The 24051-nt window shown below is 72.7% G+C and carries 19 protein-coding genes and 2 pseudogenes; 9 read left to right on the top strand and 12 right to left on the bottom strand.

Features of this window, described 5'->3' with window-relative positions:
- The first annotated feature begins 65 nt into the window (after nucleotides 1-65).
- The 3 genes from galE to idi all read left to right on the top strand — a co-directional run bounded on the left by galE (nucleotide 66) and on the right by idi (nucleotide 2955).
- Nucleotides 66-1055, top strand: coding sequence for a UDP-glucose 4-epimerase GalE (galE, locus tag GSY65_RS32415; protein ID WP_159775229.1), 990 nt, complete (start codon nucleotides 66-68; stop codon nucleotides 1053-1055).
- 138 nt (nucleotides 1056-1193) lie between these two features.
- Nucleotides 1194-2132, top strand: a complete 939-nt coding sequence (locus tag GSY65_RS32410; RefSeq protein ID WP_159775227.1) for a cation diffusion facilitator family transporter — start codon at nucleotides 1194-1196, stop codon at nucleotides 2130-2132.
- A 229-nt stretch (nucleotides 2133-2361) separates the two neighbouring features.
- Nucleotides 2362-2955, top strand: a complete 594-nt coding sequence (idi, locus tag GSY65_RS32405; protein ID WP_159775225.1) for an isopentenyl-diphosphate Delta-isomerase — start codon at nucleotides 2362-2364, stop codon at nucleotides 2953-2955.
- Nucleotides 2956-2964: 9 nt separating this feature from the next.
- Here idi and GSY65_RS32400 read toward each other — a convergent pair whose 3' ends face one another.
- Together GSY65_RS32400 and GSY65_RS32395 are read right to left on the bottom strand one after the other, a co-directional pair.
- The gene (locus GSY65_RS32400; protein WP_159776631.1) at nucleotides 2965-3474 is read right to left on the bottom strand and encodes an ATP-binding protein; all 510 of its coding nucleotides are present in this window, start codon (nucleotides 3472-3474) and stop codon (nucleotides 2965-2967) included.
- A gap of 173 nt (nucleotides 3475-3647) precedes the next feature.
- Entirely contained in the window at nucleotides 3648-4349 is a 702-nt protein-coding gene (locus GSY65_RS32395) for an HdeD family acid-resistance protein (protein ID WP_159776630.1), read from the bottom strand.
- Between the two features lie 69 nt (nucleotides 4350-4418).
- On the opposite strand from GSY65_RS32395, the gene GSY65_RS32390 reads away from it, so the two are divergent.
- Nucleotides 4419-5162, top strand: coding sequence for an enoyl-CoA hydratase/isomerase family protein (locus GSY65_RS32390; protein ID WP_159776628.1), 744 nt, complete (start codon nucleotides 4419-4421; stop codon nucleotides 5160-5162).
- A 3-nt stretch (nucleotides 5163-5165) separates the two neighbouring features.
- Here GSY65_RS32390 and GSY65_RS32385 read toward each other — a convergent pair.
- Nucleotides 5166-5737, bottom strand: a pseudogene (locus tag GSY65_RS32385) (AraC family transcriptional regulator); the annotation flags it as partial.
- Nucleotides 5738-5886: 149 nt separating this feature from the next.
- On the opposite strand from GSY65_RS32385, the gene GSY65_RS32380 reads away from it, so the two are divergent.
- From GSY65_RS32380 to GSY65_RS32375, 3 genes are all read left to right on the top strand, one after another.
- Nucleotides 5887-6756 (top strand): SCO6745 family protein, encoded by an 870-nt coding sequence (locus GSY65_RS32380; RefSeq protein WP_159775223.1) that lies wholly within the window; start codon nucleotides 5887-5889, stop codon nucleotides 6754-6756.
- Between the two features lie 130 nt (nucleotides 6757-6886).
- On the top strand, nucleotides 6887-7012 hold the full coding sequence (locus GSY65_RS34400; RefSeq protein ID WP_268978265.1) for an LPFR motif small protein: 126 nt from the start codon (nucleotides 6887-6889) through the stop codon (nucleotides 7010-7012).
- A gap of 220 nt (nucleotides 7013-7232) precedes the next feature.
- Nucleotides 7233-9608, top strand: a complete 2376-nt coding sequence (locus GSY65_RS32375; protein ID WP_159775221.1) for a Tex family protein — start codon at nucleotides 7233-7235, stop codon at nucleotides 9606-9608.
- Between the two features lie 76 nt (nucleotides 9609-9684).
- Here the strand turns inward: GSY65_RS32375 and GSY65_RS32370 are convergent, their stop codons facing one another.
- Nucleotides 9685-11325, bottom strand: coding sequence for an ABC-F family ATP-binding cassette domain-containing protein (locus GSY65_RS32370; protein WP_159775219.1), 1641 nt, complete (start codon nucleotides 11323-11325; stop codon nucleotides 9685-9687).
- 163 nt (nucleotides 11326-11488) lie between these two features.
- Nucleotides 11489-12039, bottom strand: a pseudogene (locus tag GSY65_RS32365) (oxidoreductase); the annotation flags it as partial.
- Between the two features lie 107 nt (nucleotides 12040-12146).
- Here GSY65_RS32365 and GSY65_RS32360 point away from each other — a divergent pair.
- Nucleotides 12147-13097 carry an FAD-dependent oxidoreductase gene (locus GSY65_RS32360; protein WP_236580151.1) on the top strand — a complete coding sequence of 317 codons (951 nt, stop codon included), beginning with the start codon at nucleotides 12147-12149 and terminating at the stop codon, nucleotides 13095-13097.
- A gap of 49 nt (nucleotides 13098-13146) precedes the next feature.
- On the opposite strand, the gene GSY65_RS32355 is transcribed toward GSY65_RS32360, so the two are convergent.
- From GSY65_RS32355 to GSY65_RS32335, 5 genes are all read right to left on the bottom strand, one after another.
- A complete protein-coding gene (locus GSY65_RS32355) occupies nucleotides 13147-14871 on the bottom strand; it encodes a BCCT family transporter (RefSeq protein WP_159775217.1) in 1725 nt (574 codons plus the stop codon).
- 84 nt (nucleotides 14872-14955) lie between these two features.
- On the bottom strand, nucleotides 14956-16224 hold the full coding sequence (locus GSY65_RS32350; RefSeq protein WP_159775215.1) for a M14 family metallopeptidase: 1269 nt from the start codon (nucleotides 16222-16224) through the stop codon (nucleotides 14956-14958).
- Nucleotides 16221-18185, bottom strand: a complete 1965-nt coding sequence (locus GSY65_RS32345; RefSeq protein ID WP_159775213.1) for a Xaa-Pro dipeptidyl-peptidase — start codon at nucleotides 18183-18185, stop codon at nucleotides 16221-16223. The genes GSY65_RS32350 and GSY65_RS32345 overlap by 4 nt, the downstream gene beginning before the upstream one ends.
- A gap of 354 nt (nucleotides 18186-18539) precedes the next feature.
- Complete coding sequence (locus tag GSY65_RS32340; protein WP_159775211.1) at nucleotides 18540-19016, bottom strand: F0F1 ATP synthase subunit B family protein; 477 nt, start codon at nucleotides 19014-19016, stop codon at nucleotides 18540-18542.
- Nucleotides 19017-19138: 122 nt separating this feature from the next.
- On the bottom strand, nucleotides 19139-19618 hold the full coding sequence (locus tag GSY65_RS32335) for an Appr-1-p processing protein (protein WP_159775209.1): 480 nt from the start codon (nucleotides 19616-19618) through the stop codon (nucleotides 19139-19141).
- Nucleotides 19619-19708: 90 nt separating this feature from the next.
- Between GSY65_RS32335 and GSY65_RS32330 the strand changes: the two genes are divergently transcribed.
- Nucleotides 19709-20434, top strand: coding sequence for a MerR family transcriptional regulator (locus GSY65_RS32330; RefSeq protein ID WP_159775207.1), 726 nt, complete (start codon nucleotides 19709-19711; stop codon nucleotides 20432-20434).
- Between the two features lie 151 nt (nucleotides 20435-20585).
- Here the strand turns inward: GSY65_RS32330 and GSY65_RS32325 are convergent, their stop codons facing one another.
- Nucleotides 20586-22760: a 3-hydroxyacyl-CoA dehydrogenase NAD-binding domain-containing protein gene (locus tag GSY65_RS32325; RefSeq protein ID WP_159775205.1), complete on the bottom strand. Its 2175-nt coding sequence runs from the start codon at nucleotides 22758-22760 to the stop codon at nucleotides 20586-20588.
- A gap of 40 nt (nucleotides 22761-22800) precedes the next feature.
- The gene (locus GSY65_RS32320) at nucleotides 22801-24015 is read right to left on the bottom strand and encodes an acetyl-CoA C-acetyltransferase (RefSeq protein ID WP_159775203.1); all 1215 of its coding nucleotides are present in this window, start codon (nucleotides 24013-24015) and stop codon (nucleotides 22801-22803) included.
- Nucleotides 24016-24051 lie beyond the last annotated feature (36 nt).

The following is a 24051-nucleotide window of genomic DNA, read 5'->3' as shown; positions in this document are numbered from 1 at the left end:
AATTCCATCACGACCGAACAGAAAACATCACTGCCGTGCCGCGGACCCGGCTAAGGTAGGTGCCCATGACTTGGCTGATCACAGGCGGAGCCGGATATATCGGCGCACACGTGGCGAGGGCCCTGGCCGACGCCGGAGAACAGGTGGTCGCGCTGGACGACCTCTCGGCCGGCGTCCCCGGCCGCCTCCCCGACGGCATCCCGCTCGTCCACGGCTCGGCCCTGGACGGCGACCTCCTCAAGCGCACCCTCACCGAGCACTCCGTGACAGGAGTGGTGCACCTGGCGGCCCGCAAGCAGGTCGGCGAGTCGGTGGCCCAGCCGACGCGCTACTACCAGGAGAACGTGGGCGGGCTGGCCACCCTCCTGGACGCGGCGGCGGGTGCGGGGGTGCGGCGGTTCCTGTTCTCGTCCTCCGCGGCCGTGTACGGCAACCCGGATGTGGACCTCATCACGGAGGACACCCCCTGCGCGCCGATGAGCCCGTACGGCGAGACCAAGCTCGCCGGGGAGTGGCTGGTCCGCGCGGCGGGCCGGGCGCACGGGATGGCCACCGTGTGCCTGCGCTACTTCAACGTGGCCGGCGCCGCCGAGCCCGCCCTCGCCGACACCGGCGTCTTCAACGTGATCCCGATGGTCTTCGACCGCCTCACCCGCGACGAGGCCCCCCGCATCTTCGGCGACGACTACCCGACCCCCGACGGCACCTGCGTGCGCGACTACATCCATGTCGCCGATCTCGCCGAGGCCCACCTCGCCGCGGTCCGCCGGCTCGGCACGGAGGGCGCGGCCGGCGACCTGACCGTGAACATCGGGCGGGGCGAGGGCGTCTCGGTGCGCGAGTTGGTCACGCTCGTCGGCGAGGTGACCGGCGACCGCCGGGACGCGCTCGTCGAACCCCGGCGCCCCGGCGACGCGCCGCGCGCCGTCGCCTCGGCCGGGCTGGCCGAGCGGGAACTGGGCTGGACGGCCCGGCGCGGGGTACGCGAGATGGTCGAGTCGGCATGGGCGGGCTGGTGCCTGCACCACGGCCTCCGACCGGATCCCCGAGCCTGACACCACTCTGACCTGCGCCTCGTTTCCGCAGGTCAGAGCACATGACAACGGTGTTCAGTGCCGCGTTGCCGGATACCCCCCACCCGTAGTTGACTGTGATCCCGGAGCCGGACGCACGGACACGGAAGGGCGGATTCCATGGGGGCTGGGCACGATCACGGGCACGCGCATCACGCGCCGACCAGTGGTACGGCGGCAGCGGCGTACCGCGGGAGACTGCGGATCGCGCTGTCGATCACGCTCACCGTCATGGTGGTCGAGATCGTCGGCGGGGTCCTCGCCGACTCGCTCGCGCTCGTCGCGGACGCGGCGCACATGGCGACCGACGCGGTGGGCCTCGGCATGGCGCTCCTCGCCATCCACTTCGCCAACCGTCCGCCGAGCGGCAACCGCACCTTCGGTTACGCCCGCGCGGAGATACTCGCCGCCCTCGCCAACTGCCTGCTGCTGCTCGGGGTCGGCGGCTATGTGCTCTTCGAGGCCATCCAGCGTCTCATCACACCGGTCGGCACCGCGGGCGGACTGACCGTCGTGTTCGGCGCGATCGGCCTGGTCGCCAACATGATCTCGCTGATCCTGCTGATGCGGGGCCAGAAGGAGAGCCTGAACGTCCGGGGCGCCTTCCTGGAGGTGGCCGCGGACGCGCTCGGCTCGCTGGCGGTGATCGTCTCCGCCGTGGTCATCCTGCTCACGGGCTGGCAGGCCGCCGACCCGATCGCCTCGCTGGTCATCGGCCTGATGATCGTGCCGCGCACGGTGAAGCTGCTGCGCGAGACCCTCGACGTGCTGCTGGAGGCGGCGCCGAAGAACGTCGACATGGCGGAGGTACGAGCCCACATCCTCGCCCTGCCCGGTGTCGAGGACGTCCACGACCTGCACGCCTGGACCATCACCTCCGGCATGCCCGTCCTGTCCGCCCATGTCGTGGTCGACTCCGACACGCTCGACGCCATCGGCAACGAGAAGATGCTCCACGAGCTCCAGGGCTGCATCGGCGACCACTTCGACGTCGAGCACTGCACGTTCCAGCTGGAGCCCGGCGGACACGCGGAGCACGAGGCGAAGCTCTGCCACTGAAACCACGCCACCGGCCCGCGTCACCGACCCGCGCCGCCGGTTCCACGGCGCGGACGACGTGCGGGGCCCGCCCCGTGCGTGCATCCGGGTGCGCCGTCCAGGGGGCGCGCGATCCATGGGTGTCCCCGCCGGGGGTGCGGGGGTAGGACATGCGGGTTGGCGTGAAGTGCCAGGACGGCCGTTTCCCTACGGCAGACTTGGGACTCGAGGAACGAAGCGAAGGATGGGCATGCCGATCACACCTGCCACCGCGATGCACGAGGCACCGGACAGCACCACGGAAGCGATCCTGCTGGAGCTGGTCGACGAGGAGGGCACGACGATCGGCACGGCGGAGAAGCTCTCCGCGCACCAGCCGCCCGGACGGCTGCACCGGGCGTTCTCGGTGTTCCTCTTCGACGAGCGGGGCCGACTGCTGCTCCAGCAGCGCGCCCTGGGCAAGTACCACTCCCCCGGGGTCTGGTCGAACACCTGCTGCGGGCACCCCTACCCCGGCGAGTCCCCGTTCGCGGCGGCCGCGCGCCGGACGTACGAGGAGCTCGGGGTGTCCCCCGCGCTGCTCGGTGAGGCGGGCACGGTCCGCTACAACCACCCCGACCCGGACTCGGGCCTGGTGGAGCAGGAGTTCAACCATCTCTTCGTGGGATTGGTGCGCTCCCCGCTGCGGCCGGACCCGGAGGAGGTCGGGGCCACGGCCTTCGTCACCCCGCAGGAACTGGCCGAGCGGCACGCCGAGCACCCGTTCTCGGCCTGGTTCATGACGGTGCTGGACGCGGCCCGCCCCGCGGTCAAGGAGCTGACGGGCCCCGCCGCGGGCTGGTGACCCCGGGCTCTAGAGCAGGTGCGGGGGTTTGAGCGGCAGGGCGGCCCAGATCACCTTGCCGCCGCCCGCGGTGTGCTCGACGTCGCAGACCCCGCCGGCCTCCTTGGTGATCTCCCGCACCAGCAGCAGCCCCCGGCCGCCCAGCCGGCCGTGGTCGGTCTCCAGGGCGGTCGGGCGGTAGGGGTGGTTGTCCTCCACCGCGACCCGCACCCAGTCCGCTCCGACCCCGACCTCGACGGCGAGCGTGGGCGAGAGCACCGCCGCGTGCTTCACGACGTTGGTCACCAGCTCGGAGACGATCACCAGTAACCCCTGGACGAGGTCGTCCGAGACCGGTACGCCCTGCCGGGCGAGCAGGTCCCGGACGGCGCGCCGCGCCTGCGGCACCGAGGCGTCGACGGCGGCCGCGGTGAACCGCCAGACCCCTTCGTACGGCAGCGGTCCCGGCGGGCTCAGGTCGTCGGGAGCGTGCCCGCCGCCTCCGGGGCCGGGGTCGTCCCCGCGCCCTCGGTCGTCCATGGTCCGGTCGCCGCCCTTGCGCTCGATTGTCACCACACGTCAAGTGTTGGCGACGCGACGCCGTCCATGAACGACTGAACACAAGTCAGCGCGTATCGACGTTTTCCCGACCGGTCCCGTTCGGACCGACCAGCGGAATGAACGATTCTGCCGGGCGTATGCCCCTTTGGGAACTATTCGGGTTGTACGGGTTCGGCGCCCTGCCCGGGGGTTCCGCCCGGCGGACGGTGACTCTCCGTGAGTTTCTCCGAGACCAGGCCCACGATGCGCCGCCCGCCGAGCCCGGTGGCGATCAGCCCGAGGCCGTCGAAGAGCAGGGCGAGCGAGAAGAAGGCGCCGATGACGTACTTGCTGCTGCTCGGCCACGTGACGAGCACGAGGATGCCGAGGAGCAGGTCGAAGGCGCCCTGGAGCAGCGTCCAGCCGAACTGGGGGCCGCGCACGACGAGGCTGCCGACCAGCCGGAACAGTCCGCCGGTGAGGAACAGCAGCGCGGCGAACATGGTGAGCGCCTCGGCGCCCGCCTCCGGGGTCTTCAGGACGACCACGCCGGCGGCGATGTTCAGTGCGGCGACCACGACACCGAGCCAGAGGAAGTGTGTGCCGCGGGCCTGCACCGCGTGCAGCAGTCCGATCACGCCTCCGATCAGCAGCAGCCACCCGAAGAGGATCATCGTGGTCAGGGTGGCGAGGCCGACGTAGCACAGCCCGACGACGCCCGCGATCACCAGGACGACGCCGAGTGCGGCGATCCAGCCGAAGTCGCGGCCCAGTCGGGCGGTGTCCGCCTCCGCGTCCCCGGTGGCGCGCCTGCTGGTCGCCGGGTTCGTGCCGCGAGGGGTGTGTGCGTCCTTGGCGTGCCTGGATCCGGGCATGCGGGGCCTTTCTCGCGTACGGGCCCCTTCTTGATCGTAGGGGTGCGGGGGGTGGCTAGCATCCGGTGCATGGACCCTCAACTGCTGCTTTCCACCGCCGACGGGGTCGCGACGGTCGTGATCCACCACCCGGCCAAGCGCAACGCCATGACGGCCGGGATGTGGCGGTCGCTGCCGCCGCTGCTCGACCGGCTGGCCACCGATCCCTCCGTGCGGGCGCTGGTGCTCACCGGGGAGGGCGGGACGTTCTGCGCGGGGGCCGACATCTCCACGCTGCGGCAGTCGCCGGGCGAGGCCCAGGGCCTGGCGCAACGTGCCGAGGACGCGCTCGCGGCCTTTCCCAAGCCGACGCTCGCCGCGATCCGGGGGCACTGCGTGGGCGGGGGTTCGCAGCTCGCGGCGGCCTGTGATCTGCGCTTCGCGGAGGAGGGCGCGCTGTTCGGCATCACCCCCGCGAAGCTGGGGCTCGTCTATCCGTCGTCCTCCACCCGGCGGTTGGTGGCGCTGGTCGGCCCCGGCACCGCCAAGTACCTGCTGTTCTCGGGTGAGTTGATCGACAGCGAGCGGGCGCTGCGCACGGGGCTGGTGGACGAGGTGCTGCCGGACGGCGGGCTGGCCGGGCGGGTCGCGGAGTTCACCCGGGTGCTGGTCTCCCGCTCCCGGCTGACCCAGGCGGCGGCCAAGGAGTTCGCCGACGGGCGGACGGACCGGGACGCCCACTGGGCCGAGCAGGCGCGCGGCAGCGGGGACGCCGCGGAGGGCGTCGCCGCGTTCCTGGAGCGCAGGGCGCCCCGGTTCACCTGGACGGTGTGAGCGGCCGGGGCGGCGCAGAAAGACGACCAGGTGGCGGGCTATGCCGAGGGCGACCTCGCGGCCGAGGTCCTCCTCGACGAGTGCCAGCGCCAGGTCGATGCCGGCGGTGACCCCGGCGGAGGTGGCGACATGGCCGTCGCGGACGTGGACGGGCTCCGGGTCGACCTCCACCGACGGGTGGTCGCGCGCCAGTTTGTCGCAGTACGCCCAGTGGGTCGTCGCCCGGCGGCCGTCCAGCAGGCCCGCCGCGGCGAGCAGGATCGCGCCGGTGCGGACCGACACCAGGCGCTCCGCGCGCGGGCCGTGCTCCCGCAGCCAGGCGACGACGCCGGGGGCGGGGTTCCGGGTGCCCTGGCCGCCGGGGACCAGCAGGGCGTGCGGGGTGGCCGACGCCGTCAGCGCCTGGTCGGGGACGGTCAGGCCGCTGGAGGTGCGGACGGCGGCGCCGTCCGGGGAGGCGGTGCGGATGCGGTACGAGCCGGGAACGTGCAGCTCACCGCCCTGGAAGACCTCCAGGGGCCCGTGACGTCGAGGCTCTGCACGCCGTCGAAGAGGACGACCAGGACTGTGCCCATGTCTCGATTCTTCGGAGCGCGGGCGAGGGCCGCAATGACGAGTACCCCACCTTTTCCGCCATCTGCCGGGGACGGGACACCGCGCGGCGAGCAGGGGCTCGCGGGACCTGCCCCGCCCGGCGAACCAACCAGTCGGTAACCTGCGGGGCATGACGTCTTCCTCCCTGCCGGAGCGCGCCGAGCGGCGCTGCCACCACCTGCTCAACCCGTTCCACTCCGCGCACTACTTCTCCCCGGACCTCGGGCGGGAGCTGGGCGCGGTGGGGATCGGGCACCCGAGCGCGGCGTACTTCGCGGTGCGGGCCGCCGCCCTGGGTCCGGTCGGACCGGGCGTGGTGACGGCGACGTTCTTCAACTTCCGGCACGAACTGGTGGCGAGGCACGTGCCCGGCGTGTGGGAGGCCGCCTCGCCCGCGGTGGTGCTGGCGGCCCGCGAGCGGGTCGTCGACGCCACGCTGCGGCGGCTGCTCGGCGAGGAGCTGATCGGCTCCCCGGAGGTCGCGGAGGCGGCCGAGCTGGCCCTGCGCGCCACCGAGGCGTGCGTCCGCACAGCGCGGCCCCTGTACGCCGCGCACGCCGACCTCCCGGTGCCCGAGCGCCCCCACCTGGCGCTGTGGCACGCGGCCACGCTGCTGCGGGAGCACCGGGGCGACGGGCACCTCGCGGTCCTCCTCGACGCCGGGCTCGACCCGGTGGAGGCGCTGGTCAGCCACACCGCCACCGGCAAGGGCATGACCCCGAAGTGGATGCTCGGCTCCCGCGGCTGGACGCCGGCCGACTGGGAGGCGGCCGGCGGTCGGCTGCGGGAGCGCGGACTGGTCGACGGCGAGGGCGAGTTGACGCCGGAGGGCGTCGCGCTGCGCGAGGAGGTCGAGGCGGCGACGGACCGCCTCGACCGGGCCCCGTACGAGCATCTGGGCGCGGCCGGCGTGGCGCGCCTCACCGAACTGATGGGCGGCATCGTGCCGGTGATGCTCGGCGCGGGAGCGTTCCCGGAGGGACTGATCGGCAAGCGGTGACCTGGGCGTCGGCGTGCCCCACCCGGGCCGGCAGCCGGCCCCGTATGTGCGCCGTTCCCGCATGAAGGAAGCCGGACGCGGTACCCGTGCCTTCCCGGCCCGGTCGGTCGGGAGAGGAAAGGGGATGTACGTGTTCCGTGCGATCGCAGACGTGTTGCGGCAGATCGGAGGGGCCGTCGCCACGGTGGTGACCCTGCCGTTCCGGGCCCTGGCCCGGCTGTTCGGCGGCGCCTCCGGCTCCTCGCGCCGGGCCTGACCCCGGCCGGTCCGCCGGCCGAGGGAGCCGGACGCGGGGCCCGCGTCCGGCTCCCGGCGTGTCCGGCTCCCGAGCGTGCGGCCCCTGCTCTCCGGTGCGTCCGGTTCTCCTGTACGGTCCGTCCGGGCCGGTGACCGGCACGCGCCGCCCTGATCCCCCGTTGTCGGCGTCACCTGCCACAATTGCCGCGCAACCTCAGTGGAGAAGGCGGTACGGGATCGTGACGACACCCGGATCCATCGCAGTAGGGTCCATCGAAGGCAGGATCGCCGAGGAACTCGGCGTACGGGAGCGGCAGGTGAAGGCCGCGGTGGAACTGCTCGACGGCGGTTCGACCGTTCCCTTCATCGCCCGCTACCGCAAGGAAGCGACCGAGATGCTCGACGACGCGCAGCTGCGCACGATCGAGGAGCGGCTGCGGTACCTGCGCGAGCTGGAGGACCGCCGTGCGGCGATCCTCGACTCGGTGCGTGAGCAGGGCAAGCTGACGCCCGAGGTGGAGGCGCAGATCCGCGGCGCCGAGACCAAGGCGCGGCTGGAGGACATCTACCTGCCGTTCAAGCCGAAGCGGCGCACGAAGGCGCAGATCGCCCGGGAGGCGGGGCTCGAACCGCTCGCCGAGGGCCTGCTGGGCGACCCGACCGTGGAGCCGCTGGCCGCAGCCGCGGCGTTCGTCGACGCCGACAAGGGCGTCGCCGACGCGCAGGCCGCGCTGGACGGCGCGCGGGCCATCCTCACCGAGCGGTTCTCGGAGGACGCCGACCTGATCGGCGAACTGCGCGAGCGCATGTGGGTGCGGGGCCGGCTGGCGGCGAAGGTGAAGGACGGCAAGGAGGAGGCGGGCGCCAAGTTCGCCGACTACTTCGACTTCGCGGAGCCGTTCACCGAGCTGCCCTCCCACCGCGTCCTGGCGATGCTGCGGGGCGAGAAGGAGGACGTCCTCGACCTGGTCCTGGAGCCGGAGGAGCCGACCGACGGCCCGTCGTCGTACGAGGGGATCATCGCCCACAAGTTCGGGATCGCCGATCGTGGGCGTCCCGCCGACAAGTGGCTCAAGGACACCGTCCGCTGGGCGTGGCGGACCCGCGTCCTCGTGCACCTCGGCATCGACCTGCGGCTGCGGCTGCGCACGGCCGCCGAGGACGAGGCGGTGAACGTCTTCGCGGCGAACCTGCGCGACCTGCTGCTCGCCGCCCCCGCCGGGACCCGCGCCACGCTGGGCCTCGACCCCGGTTTCCGTACGGGCGTGAAGGTCGCGGTGGTCGACGCGACGGGCAAGGTGGTGGCGACCGACGTCATCTACCCGCACGTTCCGGCCAACAAGTGGGACGAGGCCATCGCCAAGCTGGCCCGTCTCGCCAAGGAGCACGCGGTCGAACTGGTCGCCATCGGCAACGGCACGGCGTCCCGCGAGACCGACAAGCTCGCCGGCGAGCTGATCACCAGGCACCCGGAGCTGAAGCTCACCAAGGTGATGGTGTCCGAGGCGGGAGCGTCGGTGTACTCGGCGTCGGCGTTCGCCTCGCAGGAGCTGCCCGGGATGGACGTCTCGCTGCGCGGTGCCGTCTCGATCGCGCGGCGGCTGCAGGACCCGCTCGCCGAGCTGGTGAAGATCGACCCGAAGTCGATCGGCGTCGGCCAGTACCAGCACGACCTGTCCGAGGTGAAGCTGTCGCGGTCGCTGGACGCGGTCGTCGAGGACTGTGTGAACGGCGTCGGCGTCGACGTGAACACGGCCTCCGCGCCGCTGCTCGCGCGGGTCTCCGGCATCTCCTCCGTCCTCGCCGAGAACATCGTGGCCCACCGGGACACCAACGGTCCGTTCACGTCCCGTGCCCAGCTGAAGAGCGTCGCACGGCTCGGCCCGAAGGCGTACGAGCAGTGCGCGGGCTTCCTGCGGATCCGGGGCGGCGACGACCCGCTGGACGCGTCCAGCGTGCACCCGGAGGCGTACCCAGTGGTGCGGCGGATGGTGAAGGCGGCGGGCAGCGAGGTCGCGGCGCTGATCGGCAACACGGGCGTGCTGCGGTCGCTGAGGCCGGGTGACTTCGTGGACGAGACGTTCGGTCTGCCGACCGTGACCGACATCCTGAAGGAGCTGGAGAAGCCGGGGCGCGACCCGCGGCCGGCCTTCAGGACGGCCACGTTCAAGGAGGGCGTCGAGAAGATCTCCGACCTGGTCTCCGGGATGGTGCTGGAGGGGGTCGTGACGAACGTGGCGGCCTTCGGTGCCTTCGTGGACGTCGGGGTGCACCAGGACGGGCTCGTGCACGTGTCCGCGATGTCCAGGACCTTCGTGAAGGACCCGCGGGACGTGGTCAAGCCCGGCGACATCGTCAAGGTGAAGGTGCTCGACGTCGACATCCCGCGCAAGCGGATCTCGCTGACGCTGCGGCTGGACGACGAGGCCGCGCCGCAGGGCCAGTCGGGCGGTGGCGGGCGGCCGCAGCGGGGGTCGCGGGCTCCTCAGCAGCGGCAGGGCCGCGGCGGCGGGGGCGGTTCCCGGCAGCAGGGCTCCGCAGCGCCGGCTCCGTCGAACAGCGCGATGGCCGACGCGCTGCGCAAGGCGGGACTGCTGGACCCCAAGCGCCGCTGAGGTGAGCGTGCCGCTGCCGGGCGCCCCCCTCCGGGGTGCCCGGCAGCGATGTGCCGCGGGACGGTGGGCCCGCGGCTCAGCTCTCCGTGACCTTGCCCGAGGTCACCTCGAAGCGCCTGGTCACCCGTACCGCGTCGAGCATGCGGCGGTCGTGGGTGACCAGCAGCAGGGTGCCCTCGTAGGCGTCGAGGGCGGACTCCAGCTGCTCGATGGCGGGCAGGTCGAGGTGGTTGGTGGGCTCGTCGAGGACCAGGAGGTTCACGCCCCGGCCCTGGAGGAGGGCGAGGGCGGCCCGGGTGCGTTCCCCGGGTGAGAGGGTCACGGCCGGGCGCAGGACGTGGTGCGACTTCAGGCCGAACTTGGCCAGGAGGGTGCGGACCTCGGCCGGCTCGGTGTCGGGCACGGCCGCACAGAAGGCGTCGAGGAGGGACTCGGGGCCGTGGAAGAGCGCGCGGGCCTGGTCGACCTCGCCGACGAGGACGCCGGAGCCGAGCACGGCATGGCCCTCGTCCAGCGGGATCCGGCCGAGCAGAGCGCCGAGGAGCGTGGACTTGCCCGCGCCGTTCGCGCCGGTGACGGCGACGCGGTCGGCCCAGTCGATCTGCAGGGACACCGGGCCGAAGGCGAAGTCTCCCCGCTTCACCCGCGCGTCGCGCAGGGTGGCGACGACGGCGCCGGAGCGCGGGGCCGACGCGATCTCCATGCGCAGCTCCCACTCCTTGCGCGGCTCCTCCACGACATCGAGCCGCTCGATCATGCGCTGGGTCTGCCGCGCCTTGGCGGCCTGCTTCTCGCTCGCCTCGCTGCGGAACTTGCGGCCGATCTTGTCGTTGTCGTTGCCCGCCTTGCGGCGGGCGTTCTTCACGCCCTTGTCCATCCAGGAGCGCTGCATCTGGGCGCGGTCCTGGAGCGCGGCCCGCTTGTCGGCGTACTCCTCGTAGTCCTCGCGGGCGTGCCGCCGGGCCGTCTCGCGCTCCTCCAGGTACGCCTCGTATCCGCCGCCGTAGAGGTTGATCTGCTGCTGCGCCAGGTCGAGTTCGAGGACCTTGGTGACGGTGCGGGAGAGGAACTCGCGGTCGTGGCTGACGACGACCGTGCCGGCGCGCAGACCGCTCACGAAGCGTTCGAGGCGTTCCAGGCCGTCGAGGTCGAGGTCGTTGGTGGGTTCGTCGAGGAGGAAGACGTCGTAGCGGGAGAGGAGGAGGGAGGCGAGACCGGCGCGGGCCGCCTGGCCTCCGGAGAGGGCGGTCATCGGCTGGTCCAGGCCGACGGCCAGGCCGAGGGAGTCGACGACCTCCGCCGCCCGCTCGTCGAGGTCGGCGCCGCCCAGGTCGAGCCAGCGCTCCAGGGCGGCCGCATACGCGTCGTCGGCGCCCGGAGCCCCGTCCACGAGCCCCTGGGTGGCCTCGTCCATCACGCGCTGGGCCTCCGCGACCCCGGTGCGCCGGGCGAGGAACGCACCGACGGTCTCACCCTCGCGGCGCTCCGGCTCCTGGGGGAGGTGCCCGACCGTGGCCGTGGGCGGGGCCAGCCGCAGCTCCCCCTGTTCCGGCGGGAGGAGCCCGGCGAGCAGCCGCAGCAGTGTGGACTTGCCCGCGCCGTTGGCGCCGACCAGCCCGATCACGTCACCGGGCGCGACCACGAGGTCGAGTCCGGAGAAGAGCGAGCGGTCGCCGTGGCCGGCGGCGAGGTTCTTGACGACGAGGGTGGCGGTCACAGGGTGGGATCCTAACGACCCGCACCCCGTGTCCCCCACACCGAGGAACCGCACGGCCGGCGCCCGCACCGGCGCTCCCGCCAAGGCGCGGCGAGCGGCGCGGCCGGTCAAGACGGTCCCACGGCCGACGGGTGCGCCGGCGCGGCCCCGCCCGGCCGGAGGATCACCGGCCCATCGGCTCCACCAGCACCGTCCCCGCGGTCCGGGCCACGATGGACGACTGCCCCTTCACGGACTTCGCGTCCAGCCCGATCCGGTGCTGCCCGGCGGGCAGGATCCCGTCGAAGAACCGGTACGTGTGCGTCCGGTACAGCCGGTCGAGACGGTACGCGGTCAGCTCCACCCGGCAGGTCGAGGTGGTCTCGACGCCGCCTGCCCGTCCGCCGCGATCAGCCGGGTGGGCCGGCGCTGTCCGGCCGGGCTGCGGTCGAGCGCGTTCTCGATCTGCGCGACGAGGAGCGGAATGATCGGGGCGAACCCCTCGACGCGGGCGACCGCCACCCCGGCCCGGTCGAAGGCCCGCCGTACCGCTTCCCGGTCCTGCTCGCCGACGGCCCGGCCGAGGACGACGGCGCCGCAGCCGCACAGTTCCTCGTCTGGCACCCCGGCGGCGTCGTGCGCGAGGTCGGCGCCGATCCCGATGGCCCGCAGGGCGGCGGCGAGTCCGGCGAGGACGGCGACGCGGGCGCCGACGAGGAGGACACGCCGGCGCGGATCGCCGGTGCCAGGCCGAAGGTCGCGTACTCGGCAGACATGGGGTGAGTATCCCCACAAAGTCAGACGTGTGAGCACGACGGCGCATGGTCCGTTAGCGTCCCCTCGTGACCAGGGAATCGAACAGCGATGTGATCGTGGTCGGTGGGGGTGTCATCGGTCTGACGACGGCCGTCGTCCTCGCGGAGAGCGGGCGGCGGGTCCGCCTGTGGGCACGGGAGCCCGCGGAGCGGACCACGTCCGCCGTGGCGGGCGGACTGTGGTGGCCGTACCGCATCGAGCCGGAGGCGCTCGTCGGCGCGTGGGCGCTCGTGTCGCTCGCGGTGTACGAGGAGTTGGCGGCGCGGCCGGACGACACGGGCGTACGCCTGGTCGAGGGCGTACACGGCGAGACCGCACTGGACGGACTCGGGGCGTGGGCCTCACGGGTGGCGGGGCTGCGGGCCGCGACGGCACAGGAGTACGCGGGGACGGGGTTGTGGGCGCGGCTGCCGGTGATCGACATGCCGGTCCATCTGCGGTGGCTGCGCGAGCGGTTCGTCGCGGCGGGCGGGACGGTCGAGGAGCGCGCGGTCGCGGACCTCTCGGCGGTCGACGCAACCGTGGTCGTCAACTGCACGGGGCTCGGCGCCCGCGACCTGGTGCCGGACCCGTCGGTGCGGCCGGTGCGGGGGCAGTTGGTCGTGGTGGAGAACCCGGGGGTCACCACGTGGATGACGTCGGTGGACCACGCCGACGCGACGAGCACCTACTTCATTCCGCAGCCGGGCCGGTTGATCCTCGGGGGGACGGCGGAGGAGGACGCGTGGTCCATGACGCCGGATCCCGCGACCGCCGAGGCGATCGTGCGGCGGTGCGCGGCCGTGCGGCCGGAGATCGCGGGGGCGCGGGTGGTCGGGCACCGGGTGGGGCTGCGGCCGGCCCGGTCCGCCGTACGGCTGGAAGGTGAGCGTGCGGCGGACGGGCGGCTGTTGGTGCACAACTACGGGCACGGCGGCGCGGGTGTGACGGTGGCCTGGGGATGCGCCCGGGAGGCCGCGGATCTCGCCGCCGGGTAGGCGCCGGGCGGGGCCGGGGCCCGGCCCCGCCGGTGCTCCCCGCCGCCGGTCATTCCTTGCGGTGGCCGATGGGGTCGCCCTCGATCTCCGTGCCCTGGCCCGGACCGACCCTGATCTCGAACTCGCCGTCGTAGCGCTTGTGGCCCTCGATGACGGCGAGTTCGACGGCCTCGGTGGCCATCTCCTCCCGCACGATCACGGAGTCGCGGCGCAGGTCGCGCATGAGCGCCACGCACATGCCGATCATGACCAGGACGAACGGGGCGGCCGCGAGGATCGTGAGGTTCTGCAGGCCGGTGAGGGCGTCGCCCTGGCCGCTGCCGACGAGCAGCATGATCGCGGCGACGGCTCCGGTGAGGACGCCCCAGAAGACGACGACGAAGCGGCCCGGTTCGAGGGCGCCGCGCTGCGAGAGCGTGCCCATGACGATGGAGGCTGCGTCGGCGCCGGAGACGAAGAAGATGCCGACCAGGACCATCACCAGCAGACAGGTGACGGTGGCCGCCGGGAACTGGTTGAGGACCGCGAACAGCTGGCCCTCGGGGGTCGACTCGTCGCCGAGCCGGCCCCGGTCCTGGAGCTTCATGGCCGTGCCGCCGAACACCGCGAACCAGACGAGGCTGACCGAGCTGGGGACGAGGATGACGCCGCCGATGAACTGGCGGATGGTGCGGCCACGGCTGATGCGCGCGATGAACATGCCGACGAAGGGCGTCCAGGAGATCCACCACGCCCAGTAGAAGACGGTCCAGCTGCTCAGCCAGTCGGCCACGCCCTGGCCGCCGGTCGCCTCGGTGCGGCCCGCGAGCTGCGGCAGGTCGCCGAGGTAGGAGAAGACCGAGGTGGGCAGGAGGTCGAGGACGAGGATGGTCGGTCCGGCCACGAAGACGAAGACGAGCAGCGCCAGGGCCAGCACCATGTTGGTGTTGGACAGCCACTGGATGCCCTTCTCCACACCGGACACCGCGGAGGCGACGAAGGCCAGGGTCAGTACGGCGATGATGCCGACGAGCAGCCCGGTGCTGACCTTGTCCATCCAGCCCAGCTCCTGCGCGCCCGAGCCGATCTGGAGCGCGCCGAGACCGAGGGAGGCCGCAGAGCCGAAGATGGTGGCCACGATGGCGAGGATGTCGATGATCCGGCCGCCGGTGCCGTTGGCGTGCTTCTCGCCGATCAGCGGGGTGAAGACGGCGCTGATCGTCTGGCGGCGGCGCTTGCGGAACGTGCTGTAGGCGATGGCGAGGCCGACCACCGCGTAGATCGCCCAGGGGTGCAGCGTCCAGTGGAACAGCGTGGTCGCCATCGCCGTCTCCATGCGCTCACCGGCCCCCTCGGGGCTGGTGCCCGGCGGAGGCGTGCCGAAGTGCGCGAGAGGCTCACTGACGCCGTAGAACATCAGTCCGATTCCCATGCCGGCGCTGAACATCATGGCGACCCACGACACCGTGCGGAACTCGGGCTTCTCCCCCTCGACGCCGAGGTGGATACGGCCGTAGCGGCTGGCCGCCAGCCACAGGGCGAAGACCACGAAGCCGGAGGCGGCCAGCATGAAGGCCCAGCCGCCGTTGTGGATGAGGCCGCTCAGCATCGTGCCGGAGACGCTCTCCAGCGAGTCGGTGGCGAGGGCGCCCCAGAGCACGAAGGCCAAGGTCAGTGCTGCCGTCACGCCGAACACGACGCGATCGGTTCTGGGCCGCACGCCGCCGGGGAGGCCCGCCTCCGAGCCGGGAAGCAGACCTCCCCCGTGGTGGGTGGTGGTGGGGTCGTGCGTCACAGGTGGAACCTTTCCGCGAGTGGCTGGAACTGAGCTACTCCTGCCCAGCGAGCCCACCCACATGTGACCCCGGCCCTTTCTTCTTCAACAGGTGGTGTCGGGTTCTCCCACCGTCAGGTGGTACGGCGCCCGCTCGTCCAGCAGCAGCGGAACGAGCGCGCGCAGTTGCTGGCGCAACGGAACGAGCACACCGTCGTCGCGGGTCAGCCCGCGGACGCCGTGCAGGGCCGGCTCGTCGCCGACCTCCGCGTACTGCTCCGTGGTGAGCCGATAGCCGCAGGGCGGGTCCCGGAGCACCTCGGCGGGGTCGGCGGGGTCGTTGTCGGCGCCGCCGAGATAGACCGGCCCCGTGTCGCGCAGCCCGGCGAGACGGGCCGCGCGGGTCGCCGCGCCGACCTGGCGGCCCCGCTCCGTCGCGAACCCGAACAGACCCTGGAGGGCCGCGCGCTGGGAGTCCACGCGGCGCCGGTGGTTGACCGGCTCCGGCGTGTCCGGCGCCGACGCCTCGACACGGCTCTCGATGAGCAGGCCGACGGCGTGCTTGACGCCGGACATGTTCCGCAGGATGCGCTCCTGGCCGTCGCCCGCGACCTGCCGGATCGGTTCGCCGGTGACCGGGTCGGTCCAGATGCCGTACGTGCCGGTCGAGTGGCCCGCCGCCCGTGCCGCCGGCCGTACGTGGTCCAGGGACAGGGTGCGCGCCTCGGTGTGGACGGCCGCGTCCGTGTTGAGGTTGCGCGGCCAGAGGTCGAACAGGTCCTTGTCGTAGTACGGGGGTGCGGCACCGTACTCGTGCAGGTCGTACACGATGTCCGGTTCGCGATCGCGCACGACCCGCGCGAGCGCCCTGGCCTCGGCGGTGCGCAGGGCCAGATGGTCGCGGTTGATGTCGACGCCGTCGCCGTTGCCGCGGGTGCCGGCCGCCCTGCCGTCGGGATTGGCCGTGGGTACGACAAGCACCGTGGTGCTTCTCAGCAACCGCTCGGTCCGCCGGTCCCCGGGCCGGGCGAGGTCCCTGACGGTACTGAGGCACGCCTCACGGCCGGAGGGCTCGTCGCCGTGCTGGCTGCACACGAGGAGCACCGTCCGCGCGGTGGGGCGGGTGCCGATCCGGACGAGGTGGAGCGGGCGGTCCCGGGCGGTGGTGCCGATCCGGGTGACCGAAACGCGGCGGCTCGCCCGGTCCACGGCGGCGAGGAACTCCTCCTCCTCCGGCTGGCTCGTCCACCGGGCTCCGCCCGACTCCTCGAATCCGGTGCGCGGCAGGGGCGCGGTGTCCGCAGCGTACGCGGGCGCCGACAGCAGGGGCGCGGCGAGCGCGGTGGCGATCAGCGCGGCGATCCGGGCTCTCATGCACCGTCACCGGGGAGGCGGTCGGCCCCGCTCGGGTCGCCGACGCCGTCGAGGACGGAGCCCTTCGGGGCGGGGGTGGCGCCCGAGGTCGCGTTCCTGAAGGCGGTGGTTCCGCCGACCAGCGGCACCTCGGCGTAGGTGCGCCTGAGGTCGAGGGTCAGGGTGGGGGTCGTCGACGGCGGGTCGATGAGGCCCTTGTCGGTGCCGGCGACGATCAGGGCGAGCCGGTGGCCGGCCGGGACGACGTGGTCGCTCGCGTGCAGGTCGAGGGTGAGGGTGTACGGGGTGCCGGGGGTGAGCGGGGCGCCGGTGCCGGAGGAGTGGTTGCCGAGGTCGGCCCAGCCGCGGCTGAAGATCGTGTAGTCGACGGCGGCGGTCTTCGCCCGGGTGTTCAGGTAGCAGGAGCTGTCACCGGTGGTGCTCGGGCCCCAGCAGCTGCGGTCGGTGAGGGTGGTGATGCCCTCGCCGTCGCTGGAGTAGTCGCGGATGGTGTCCGGCCCGAGGTCCACGAGGATCGCCGAGAGGTGGGCGGTGGAGGTGGTGGGCGTGGCGGTGACGGTCACCTTGGCGGAACCCGACAGCCGCAGGTCCCGGGTGAGGGGGGCGGTGACGAAGCCCGCCTTGTCGGGGGTGGACCGGCCGACGCGCGCCGCCCAGTCGGTCTCGTTCAGGGTGGGGTCGTCGGTGAAGGTCTCGGTGCCGGACCGCTTGCGCAGACCGAGGGTGCCGACGCCGGGCCGGGCGCCCTCGGCGGGACGGAGCGTGGCGGACTCCGACGTACGCGGCGGCCAGACCTTCGTGCGCACCCATTGCTCGGGGCGGCGTTCGATGTCGGCCATGGGCTCGTCGTCGATGCCGTTGTCGTAGCCGAGGAGTTCGTGGTCGAACCATCGGTGCAGGGTGTCGACCCAGGTGGCGCGCCGGAAGTCGAAGGGGTCGACGTGGCCGGTCCGGGAGAGCCAGATCTTGCGCTCGACGCCGTGCTTCGCGAGGGCGTCCCACCACTGGCCGAAGTGCTTGGGGCGGACGTTGAGGTCCTGCTGGCCGTGGATGACGAAGACGCTGGCGTCGATCTTGCGGACGTCCTTGACGTAGTCGCGCTCGGTCCACAGTCGCGTCCAGTCGCCGGTGCGCGGGGCGCCGTCCACGAGCGCCTTCTGGACGTGGGCGCACCTGGCGCGGGCCCCGGGGCTCTCGATGGCGTCGGACAGCCAGTCGGGACCGGAGTCGTAGAGGGGGGCGCCCTTGGCGAAGTAGTAGTCGTACCAGGAGGAGATGGCGCCGATCGGGACGATGGTCTCCAGGCCCTCGACGCCGGTGGCGGCGACGCCGTTGGCGATGGTGCCGTCGTAGCTCTTTCCGATCATGCCGGTTCTGCCGTTGGTCCAGCCGGCCTTGGCCCTCGTGGAGCCCGTGCGGGTGGTGTACGCCGTACCGCGTCCGTTGAGCCAGTCGACGACCGCCTTGGCGGACTGGATGTCGGAGCGGCCGCCGACGTCCACGCAGCCGTCGGAGCGGTTGGTTCCGGCGAGGTCGACGGCGACGAAGGCGTAGCCGCGGGGCACGAAGTAGTTGTCGTAGAACAGCGGCATCTGGACGACGTTGCCGTCGGCGTCGTACGTCTTGCGCTGGCTCTCGTTGCCGCGTCCGCAGCACGAGTAGTACGGGCTGGCGTCCATGATCACGGGGATCTTGCGGCCCCGCTGGGCGGGTTCACTCGGGCGGACGATGTCGACGGCGACGCGGTCGTTCCTCCCGTCGCGGTCGCCGTCGAGTCCGGTGTCCACCCAGACGGCCTCACGGATGGCCTTGTCGTACGCGTAGACGGGCCGGCTCTTCCGGGGCGTCGCGCCGTCGGCGACCGCCGGGGTGACGAAGGTGGCCATCAGGGCCGCGGACGTGGCGACCGTGGCGAGAGATCTCCAGGTCGGCAGGGGGGTGCGTCGCGCAGATATCGGCATGCGCCGGACGGTACTGCTGTCAACTCCTGTTCAAAAGAGCGCCCATTGGGGCGCGCGGGAGATCGGCCACGGTCTTGGCCGGATAGGAGCGTCCGGGGAGATGACTCATGTCGGCGGGCGGAGGCGCGACGGTGGGCACGGGAGCGGTGCGGTCGCCGGGGCAGGGCTATCGGCGGTCATCCGGGCGGTTCGGGGCCACCCTCGCAGTTCGGGAGCGCCCTCGCGGTTCTGGAGCACCCTCGCGGTTCGGCGGGCATCCGCTGCCGGCCGACGGGCACGGGCACGGCTCGGCGCGCACGGACACGGCTCGGCGGTCACCCGCGCGGGCCGGCGGTCAGAGACGCGGTTCGGCGGTCAGAGACGCGGTTCGGCCTTCGCCTCGACCTGTTCGCCGAGGATCCTGCTCGCCAGGTTCGAGGCCAGTTCCGAGACCTGGACACGGAGTTCGGCCTCGGCACGCGCGCGGTCGGTGGCGATACGGGTCTGGCCCCGGGTGACGATCGTCGCGTACTCGCGGCGGGCTTCCGCCCGCACCTCGGCGACCGGGGCCGCGTCCTCCTCCAGGGCCCGCAGGCGGACGCGGGCGGCGTCGTGGCGGGCCTCGGCCAGGGGCGCGGCCGCCCGGAGCCGCTCGGTCTCCGCCTGCCGTCGTACCGCCTCGTCCCGGGCCTCCACTCCGTGGGGGGCCGCTGCCCGCTCCGCCCGCACGCGCCGCACCCGGGGCGTCAGCCACGCGCAGAAGAGGAGTACCAGCGCGAACAGCACTGCCGCGACGGCGAGTTCCGGAACCGGGGGGTTCAACGGACCGATGTCCACGGGAAGAAGGCTCATACCGGTGGCCTACCCGTTCACACGCACGACGCGTCGCACGTCTGCGCCAGAGTTGACCGATAATCGACGACGGTTCACCACGCCGGCCGCCGCATCGGCGCCCGGCAGACCGGCGGGCGCCGTCAGTCCCCCTGGTCGTACACCGTCACCGCTGTACCCCGCCGCACGAGCCGCTCGGTGATCAGGGGCTCCACCCGTGACCACGTGCCTCCGGCGAGACCGCAGCCGATGCGCGGCATGTGGACGGACGCCCCGAGCTCCAGGGCCTTGTCGGCGAGCAGGGCGAGGGCCGCGTCGATGGCCTCGTAGCGGACGGGGACGCCCTTGCTGCCCGTACGGATGCCGCGCTGGCCGATCAGGTTGGCCACCCAGGTGTACGGGGCGACCTGGACGAACTGCGCCGCGCCGAGCCCGAAGTCGTTGTGCGCGCGGCCGCGGTGCCAGGCGCGGTAGGCCGCCTCCGGTTCCGGCCAGCGGCGGGACACGGCGAGGACGAAGCCCTTGCCCCAGCCGCCGAGGTCGTTGCAGACATGAGCGATGATCTTGACGCCGCTGCCCCGCGGCACGGTGGCGTCCCCCCTGACGTACGTGATCCCCGACATGGCCCCACCGTACGGGCCGCCACGGACAACGGCCCCCGGGCAGCCGTTGAAGGTTTTCACAGCGCTGGTGGGACAGCGATACTGCTGTGCATGACGACCGAGACCGGGGACGGCGCCGACGCGGCCGAGGGCACCGAGGAAGTGTCCTTGACCGTGGACGAGCTGGCGGCGCGGGCCGGCGTCACGGTGCGCACGGTCCGCTTCTACAGCACGAAGGGTCTGCTGCCGCCGCCGGTGATCGGACCGCGTCGGGTCGGCCGGTACGGGCGCGGCCATCTGGCCCGGCTCGCGCTGATCGAGGAACTCCAGCGGCAGGGCATGACCCTGGCCGCCATCGAGCGGTATCTGCGGCAGTTGCCACCGGATCTGTCGCCGCGCGACCTCGCCCTGCAGCGGGCCGTCGTGGCCTCCTGGGCGCCGGACGCGGTGGAGACGGTCACGCGGGAGGAGCTGGGGCCGCGGGCCGGGCGGCCCCTCGACGAGGACGACGTGGAGCGGCTCACGGCGATGGGCCTGGTCGAACGGGACGGCGACGGGTTCCGGGTGGACCCCGGCCTGCTGCGGCTCGGTGCGGAACTCCTCGACGTGCCCCTGTCCCAGGAGTCGGTCCTCGCCGCGCGGAACGTCCTGATCGAACACGCCCGGGCGGCCGCCCACGAGTTGTCCGGTCTCTTCCGCGACGCGGTGGCCGAGCGGGACCCGCGGGCGGTGAAGTCCCTCTCGGCCCATATGCAGCCCCTGGTCGTCCAGGCCCTGCTGACGACCTTCCAGCGCTCCCTGAGGGACGAGCTGCGGGAGTGGCTGAAGGAGGGGTGAGGGGGCGGGGGCGTAGCGCGCGTCCGCGGTCCACCGTCGGGCCAGGAGAGGCACGGGGCGCTGCCCCGGCCCCTTCCCGGGGGCGCGGGGAACCGCGCGGCCGGCCACGACGGGCCTGTGGCCGCCGGCGCACCCCGCGCCCCCGGCACGGTCACGCGTCGGCGAACCTCTCTCCCCGCTCCGCCTTCTCCACCAGCAGCGCCGGCGGCGTGAAACGCGCTCCGTAGCGGTCGGCCAGCTCCCTCGCCCGGGCCACGAAGCCCGGCAGGCCGCCCGCGTAGCCGTTGATGTACTGCAGGACGCCGCCGGTCCAGCCGGGGAAGCCGATGCCGAAGATCGAGCCGATGTTGGCGTCGGCGACGGAGGTGAGGACGCCCTCCTCCAGGAGGCGGACGGTGTCCAGGGCCTCGGAGAACAGCATGCGTTCCTGCATGTCCTCGAAGGGGATCCGGTGGCCCGGCCGGGTGAAGTGCTCGCGCAGGCCCGGCCAGAGCCTGGTGCGGCGGCCGTCGGGACCGTAGTCGTAGAAGCCGGCGCCGCCGCTGCGGCCGGTGCGGCCGAACTCGTCGACCATACGGTCGATGACCGCCTCGGCGGGGTGCTCCTCCCAGGTGCCGCCCGCCTCCTCGACGGCCCGGCGGGTCTCCGCGCGGATCTTGCGGGGCAGGGTCAGGGTCAGCTCGTCCATCAGGGAGAGGACCTTCGCGGGGTAGCCCGCCTGGGCCGCCGCCTGCTCCACCGACGCGGGCTCGATGCCCTCGCCGACCATCGCGACACCCTCGTTGATGAAGTGGCCGATGACGCGGGAGGTGAAGAAGCCCCGCGAGTCGTTGACGACGATCGGGGTCTTGTTGATCTGGCGGACCAGGTCGAAGGCGCGGGCCAGTGCCTCGTCGCCGGTCCGCTCCCCCTTGATGATCTCGACGAGCGGCATCTTGTCGACGGGCGAGAAGAAGTGCAGGCCGATGAAGTCGGACTGGCGCTCCACGCCTTCGGCGAGGGTGGTGATGGGGAGGGTGGAGGTGTTGGAGCACAGCAGCGCGTCCGGGGCGACGACGCTCTCGACCTCCTGGAACACCTTGTGCTTGAGGGCGGTGTCCTCGAAGACGGCCTCGATGACGGCGTCGCAGCCGGCCAGGTCGGCCGGGTCGGCGGTGGGGGTGATCCGGGCGAGCAGGGCGTCGGCCTTGTCCTGCGTCGTTCGGCCCTTGGCGACGGCCTTCGCGCAGAGCTTCTCCGAGTAGCCCTTGCCCTTCGCGGCGGCTTCCGCGGACACGTCCTTCAGGACGACGTCGATGCCGGCGCGGGCGCAGGAGTACGCGATGCCGGCGCCCATCATCCCGGCGCCGAGGACGGCCACCTTGCGGACCTGGCGGGGTTCGACGCCCTTGGGGCGGTTGGCGCCGGAGTTGACGGCCTGGAGGTCGAAGAAGAACGCCTGGATCATGTTCTTCGAGGTCTGGCCGGCGGCCAGCTCCACGAAGTAGCGGGCCTCGATGACCTGGGCGGTCTCGAAGTCGACCTGGGCGCCCTCGACGGCGGCGGCGAGGATGCCGCGCGGCGCCGGGTAGGGGGCGCCGGCCGTCTGCTTGCGCAGGGTGGCGGGGAAGGCGGGCAGGTTCGCCGCGAACTTGGGGTTGGAGGGCGTGCCTCCGGGGATGCGGTAGCCCGGCTCGTCCCAGGGCTGCCGGGACTCGGGGTGGGCGTCGATGAAGGCGCGGGCCTTGGCCATCAGCTCGTCGTGCGTGGCGGCCACCTCGTGCACGAGGCCGTTGTCCAGGGCGCGCCGCGGGCTGTACTGGGTGCCCTGCAGCAGGACCTTCAGCAGTGCGTCGGTGATGCCGAGGAGCCGTACCGTGCGGACGACGCCGCCGCCTCCGGGCAGCAGACCGAGGGTGACCTCGGGGCAGCCGATCTTGGAGCCGGGGGCGTCGAGGGCGACGCGGTGGTGGCAGGCGAGGGCCAGTTCGAAGCCGCCGCCGAGGGCGGCGCCGTTGATCGCGGCGACGACGGGCTTGCCGAGGGTCTCGATGCGGCGCAGATGGCGCTTGATCTCCAGGCCGCCGTCGAACAGCTGCTGGGCGGTGTCGGGGGTGACCCGGATGAGGTCGCGCAGATCACCGCCGGCGAAGAAGGTCTTCTTGGCGGAGGTGATGATGACACCGCGGACGGAGTCCTTCTCGGCCTCCAGCCGGTCGGTGATCACGGCGAGGGAGTCGCGGAACGCCTGGTTCATGGTGTTCGCGGACTGGTGGGGGTCGTCGAGGACCAGGGTGACGAGGCCCGAGCGGTCCTGTTCCCAGCGGATGGTGGTGCTCTCGGTCATGAGGGGGCTCTCCGTAGAAGTCGTGGGGTTCCGCCGGGTGTCAGACGCGTTCGACGATCGTCGCGATGCCCATGCCGCCGCCCACGCACAGCGTGGCCAGCCCGTACCGCTTGTCCTGGCGCTCCAGCTCGTCGACGAGGGTGCCGAGGATCATCGCGCCGGTGGCGCCGAGCGGGTGGCCGAGGGCGATGGCGCCGCCGTTGACGTTGACCTTGTCCAGGGAGAGGCCCATGTCCTTCACGAAACGCAGGACGACGGCCGCGAACGCCTCGTTGATCTCGACGAGGTCGATGTCGTCGATGGTCAGTCCGGCCCTGGCGAGGGCCTTGCGGGTGGCGGGCGCGGGCCCGGTGAGCATGATGGTGGGCTCGGACCCGGAGACGGCGGCGGAGACGATCCGGGCGCGCGGGCGCAGGCCGTAGCGGTCGCCGATCTCGCGGGAGCCGATGGCGACGAGCGCCGCGCCGTCGACGATGCCGGAGGAGTTGCCCGCGTGGTGGACGTGGTCGATCTCCTCGACCCAGTGGTACTTCTGCAGCGCCACCGCGTCGAAGCCGCCCAGCTCGCCGATGTCGGCGAACGACGGCTTCAGCTTGGCGAGCGAGTCGGCGGTGGTGCCCGGCCGCAGGTGCTCGTCGTGGTCGAGGACGACGAGTCCGGCGCGGTCCCTGACGGGGACGACGGAGGCGTCGAACCGGCCGTCCTTCCAGGCCGCGGCGGCCCGTTCCTGGGACAGCGCGGCGTACTCGTCGACGTCCCGGCGGGAGAAGCCCTCGATGGTGGCGATGAGGTCGGCGCCGATGCCCTGCGGCACGAAGTTGACGGCCAGGTTGGTCATCGGGTCGTTGAACCAGGCGCCGCCGTCCGAGGCCATCGGCACCCGTGACATCGACTCGACACCGCCGGCGAGCACCAGGTCCTCCCAGCCGGCACGGACCTTGGCGGCGGCCATGTTGACGGCTTCCAGACCCGAGGCACAGAAGCGGTTCTCCTGCACTCCGGCCACGGTGTCGGGCAGTCCGGCGGCGATCGCGGCGATACGGGCGATGTCGGAGCCCTGGTCGCCCACGGGGCCGACGACACCGAGCACGATGTCGTCGACGGCGGCCGGGTCGAGGCCGGGACACCGGCGCCGGACCTCGTGAATCAGTCCGACGACGAGGTCGATGGGCTTGGTGCCGTGCAGGGCGCCGTTCGCCTTGCCGCGTCCGCGCGGGGTGCGGATCGCGTCGTACACGTACGCTTCGGTGGTCACGGGTCTGGCCTTTCGGGTGGCGGTGGAGGGCCGGGG

Source organism: Streptomyces sp. HM190 (genome assembly GCF_009857135.1).
In the GTDB taxonomy this organism is placed as follows: domain Bacteria; phylum Actinomycetota; class Actinomycetes; order Streptomycetales; family Streptomycetaceae; genus Streptomyces; species Streptomyces heilongjiangensis.
This window is presented reverse-complemented; position numbering and strand designations above follow the sequence as displayed.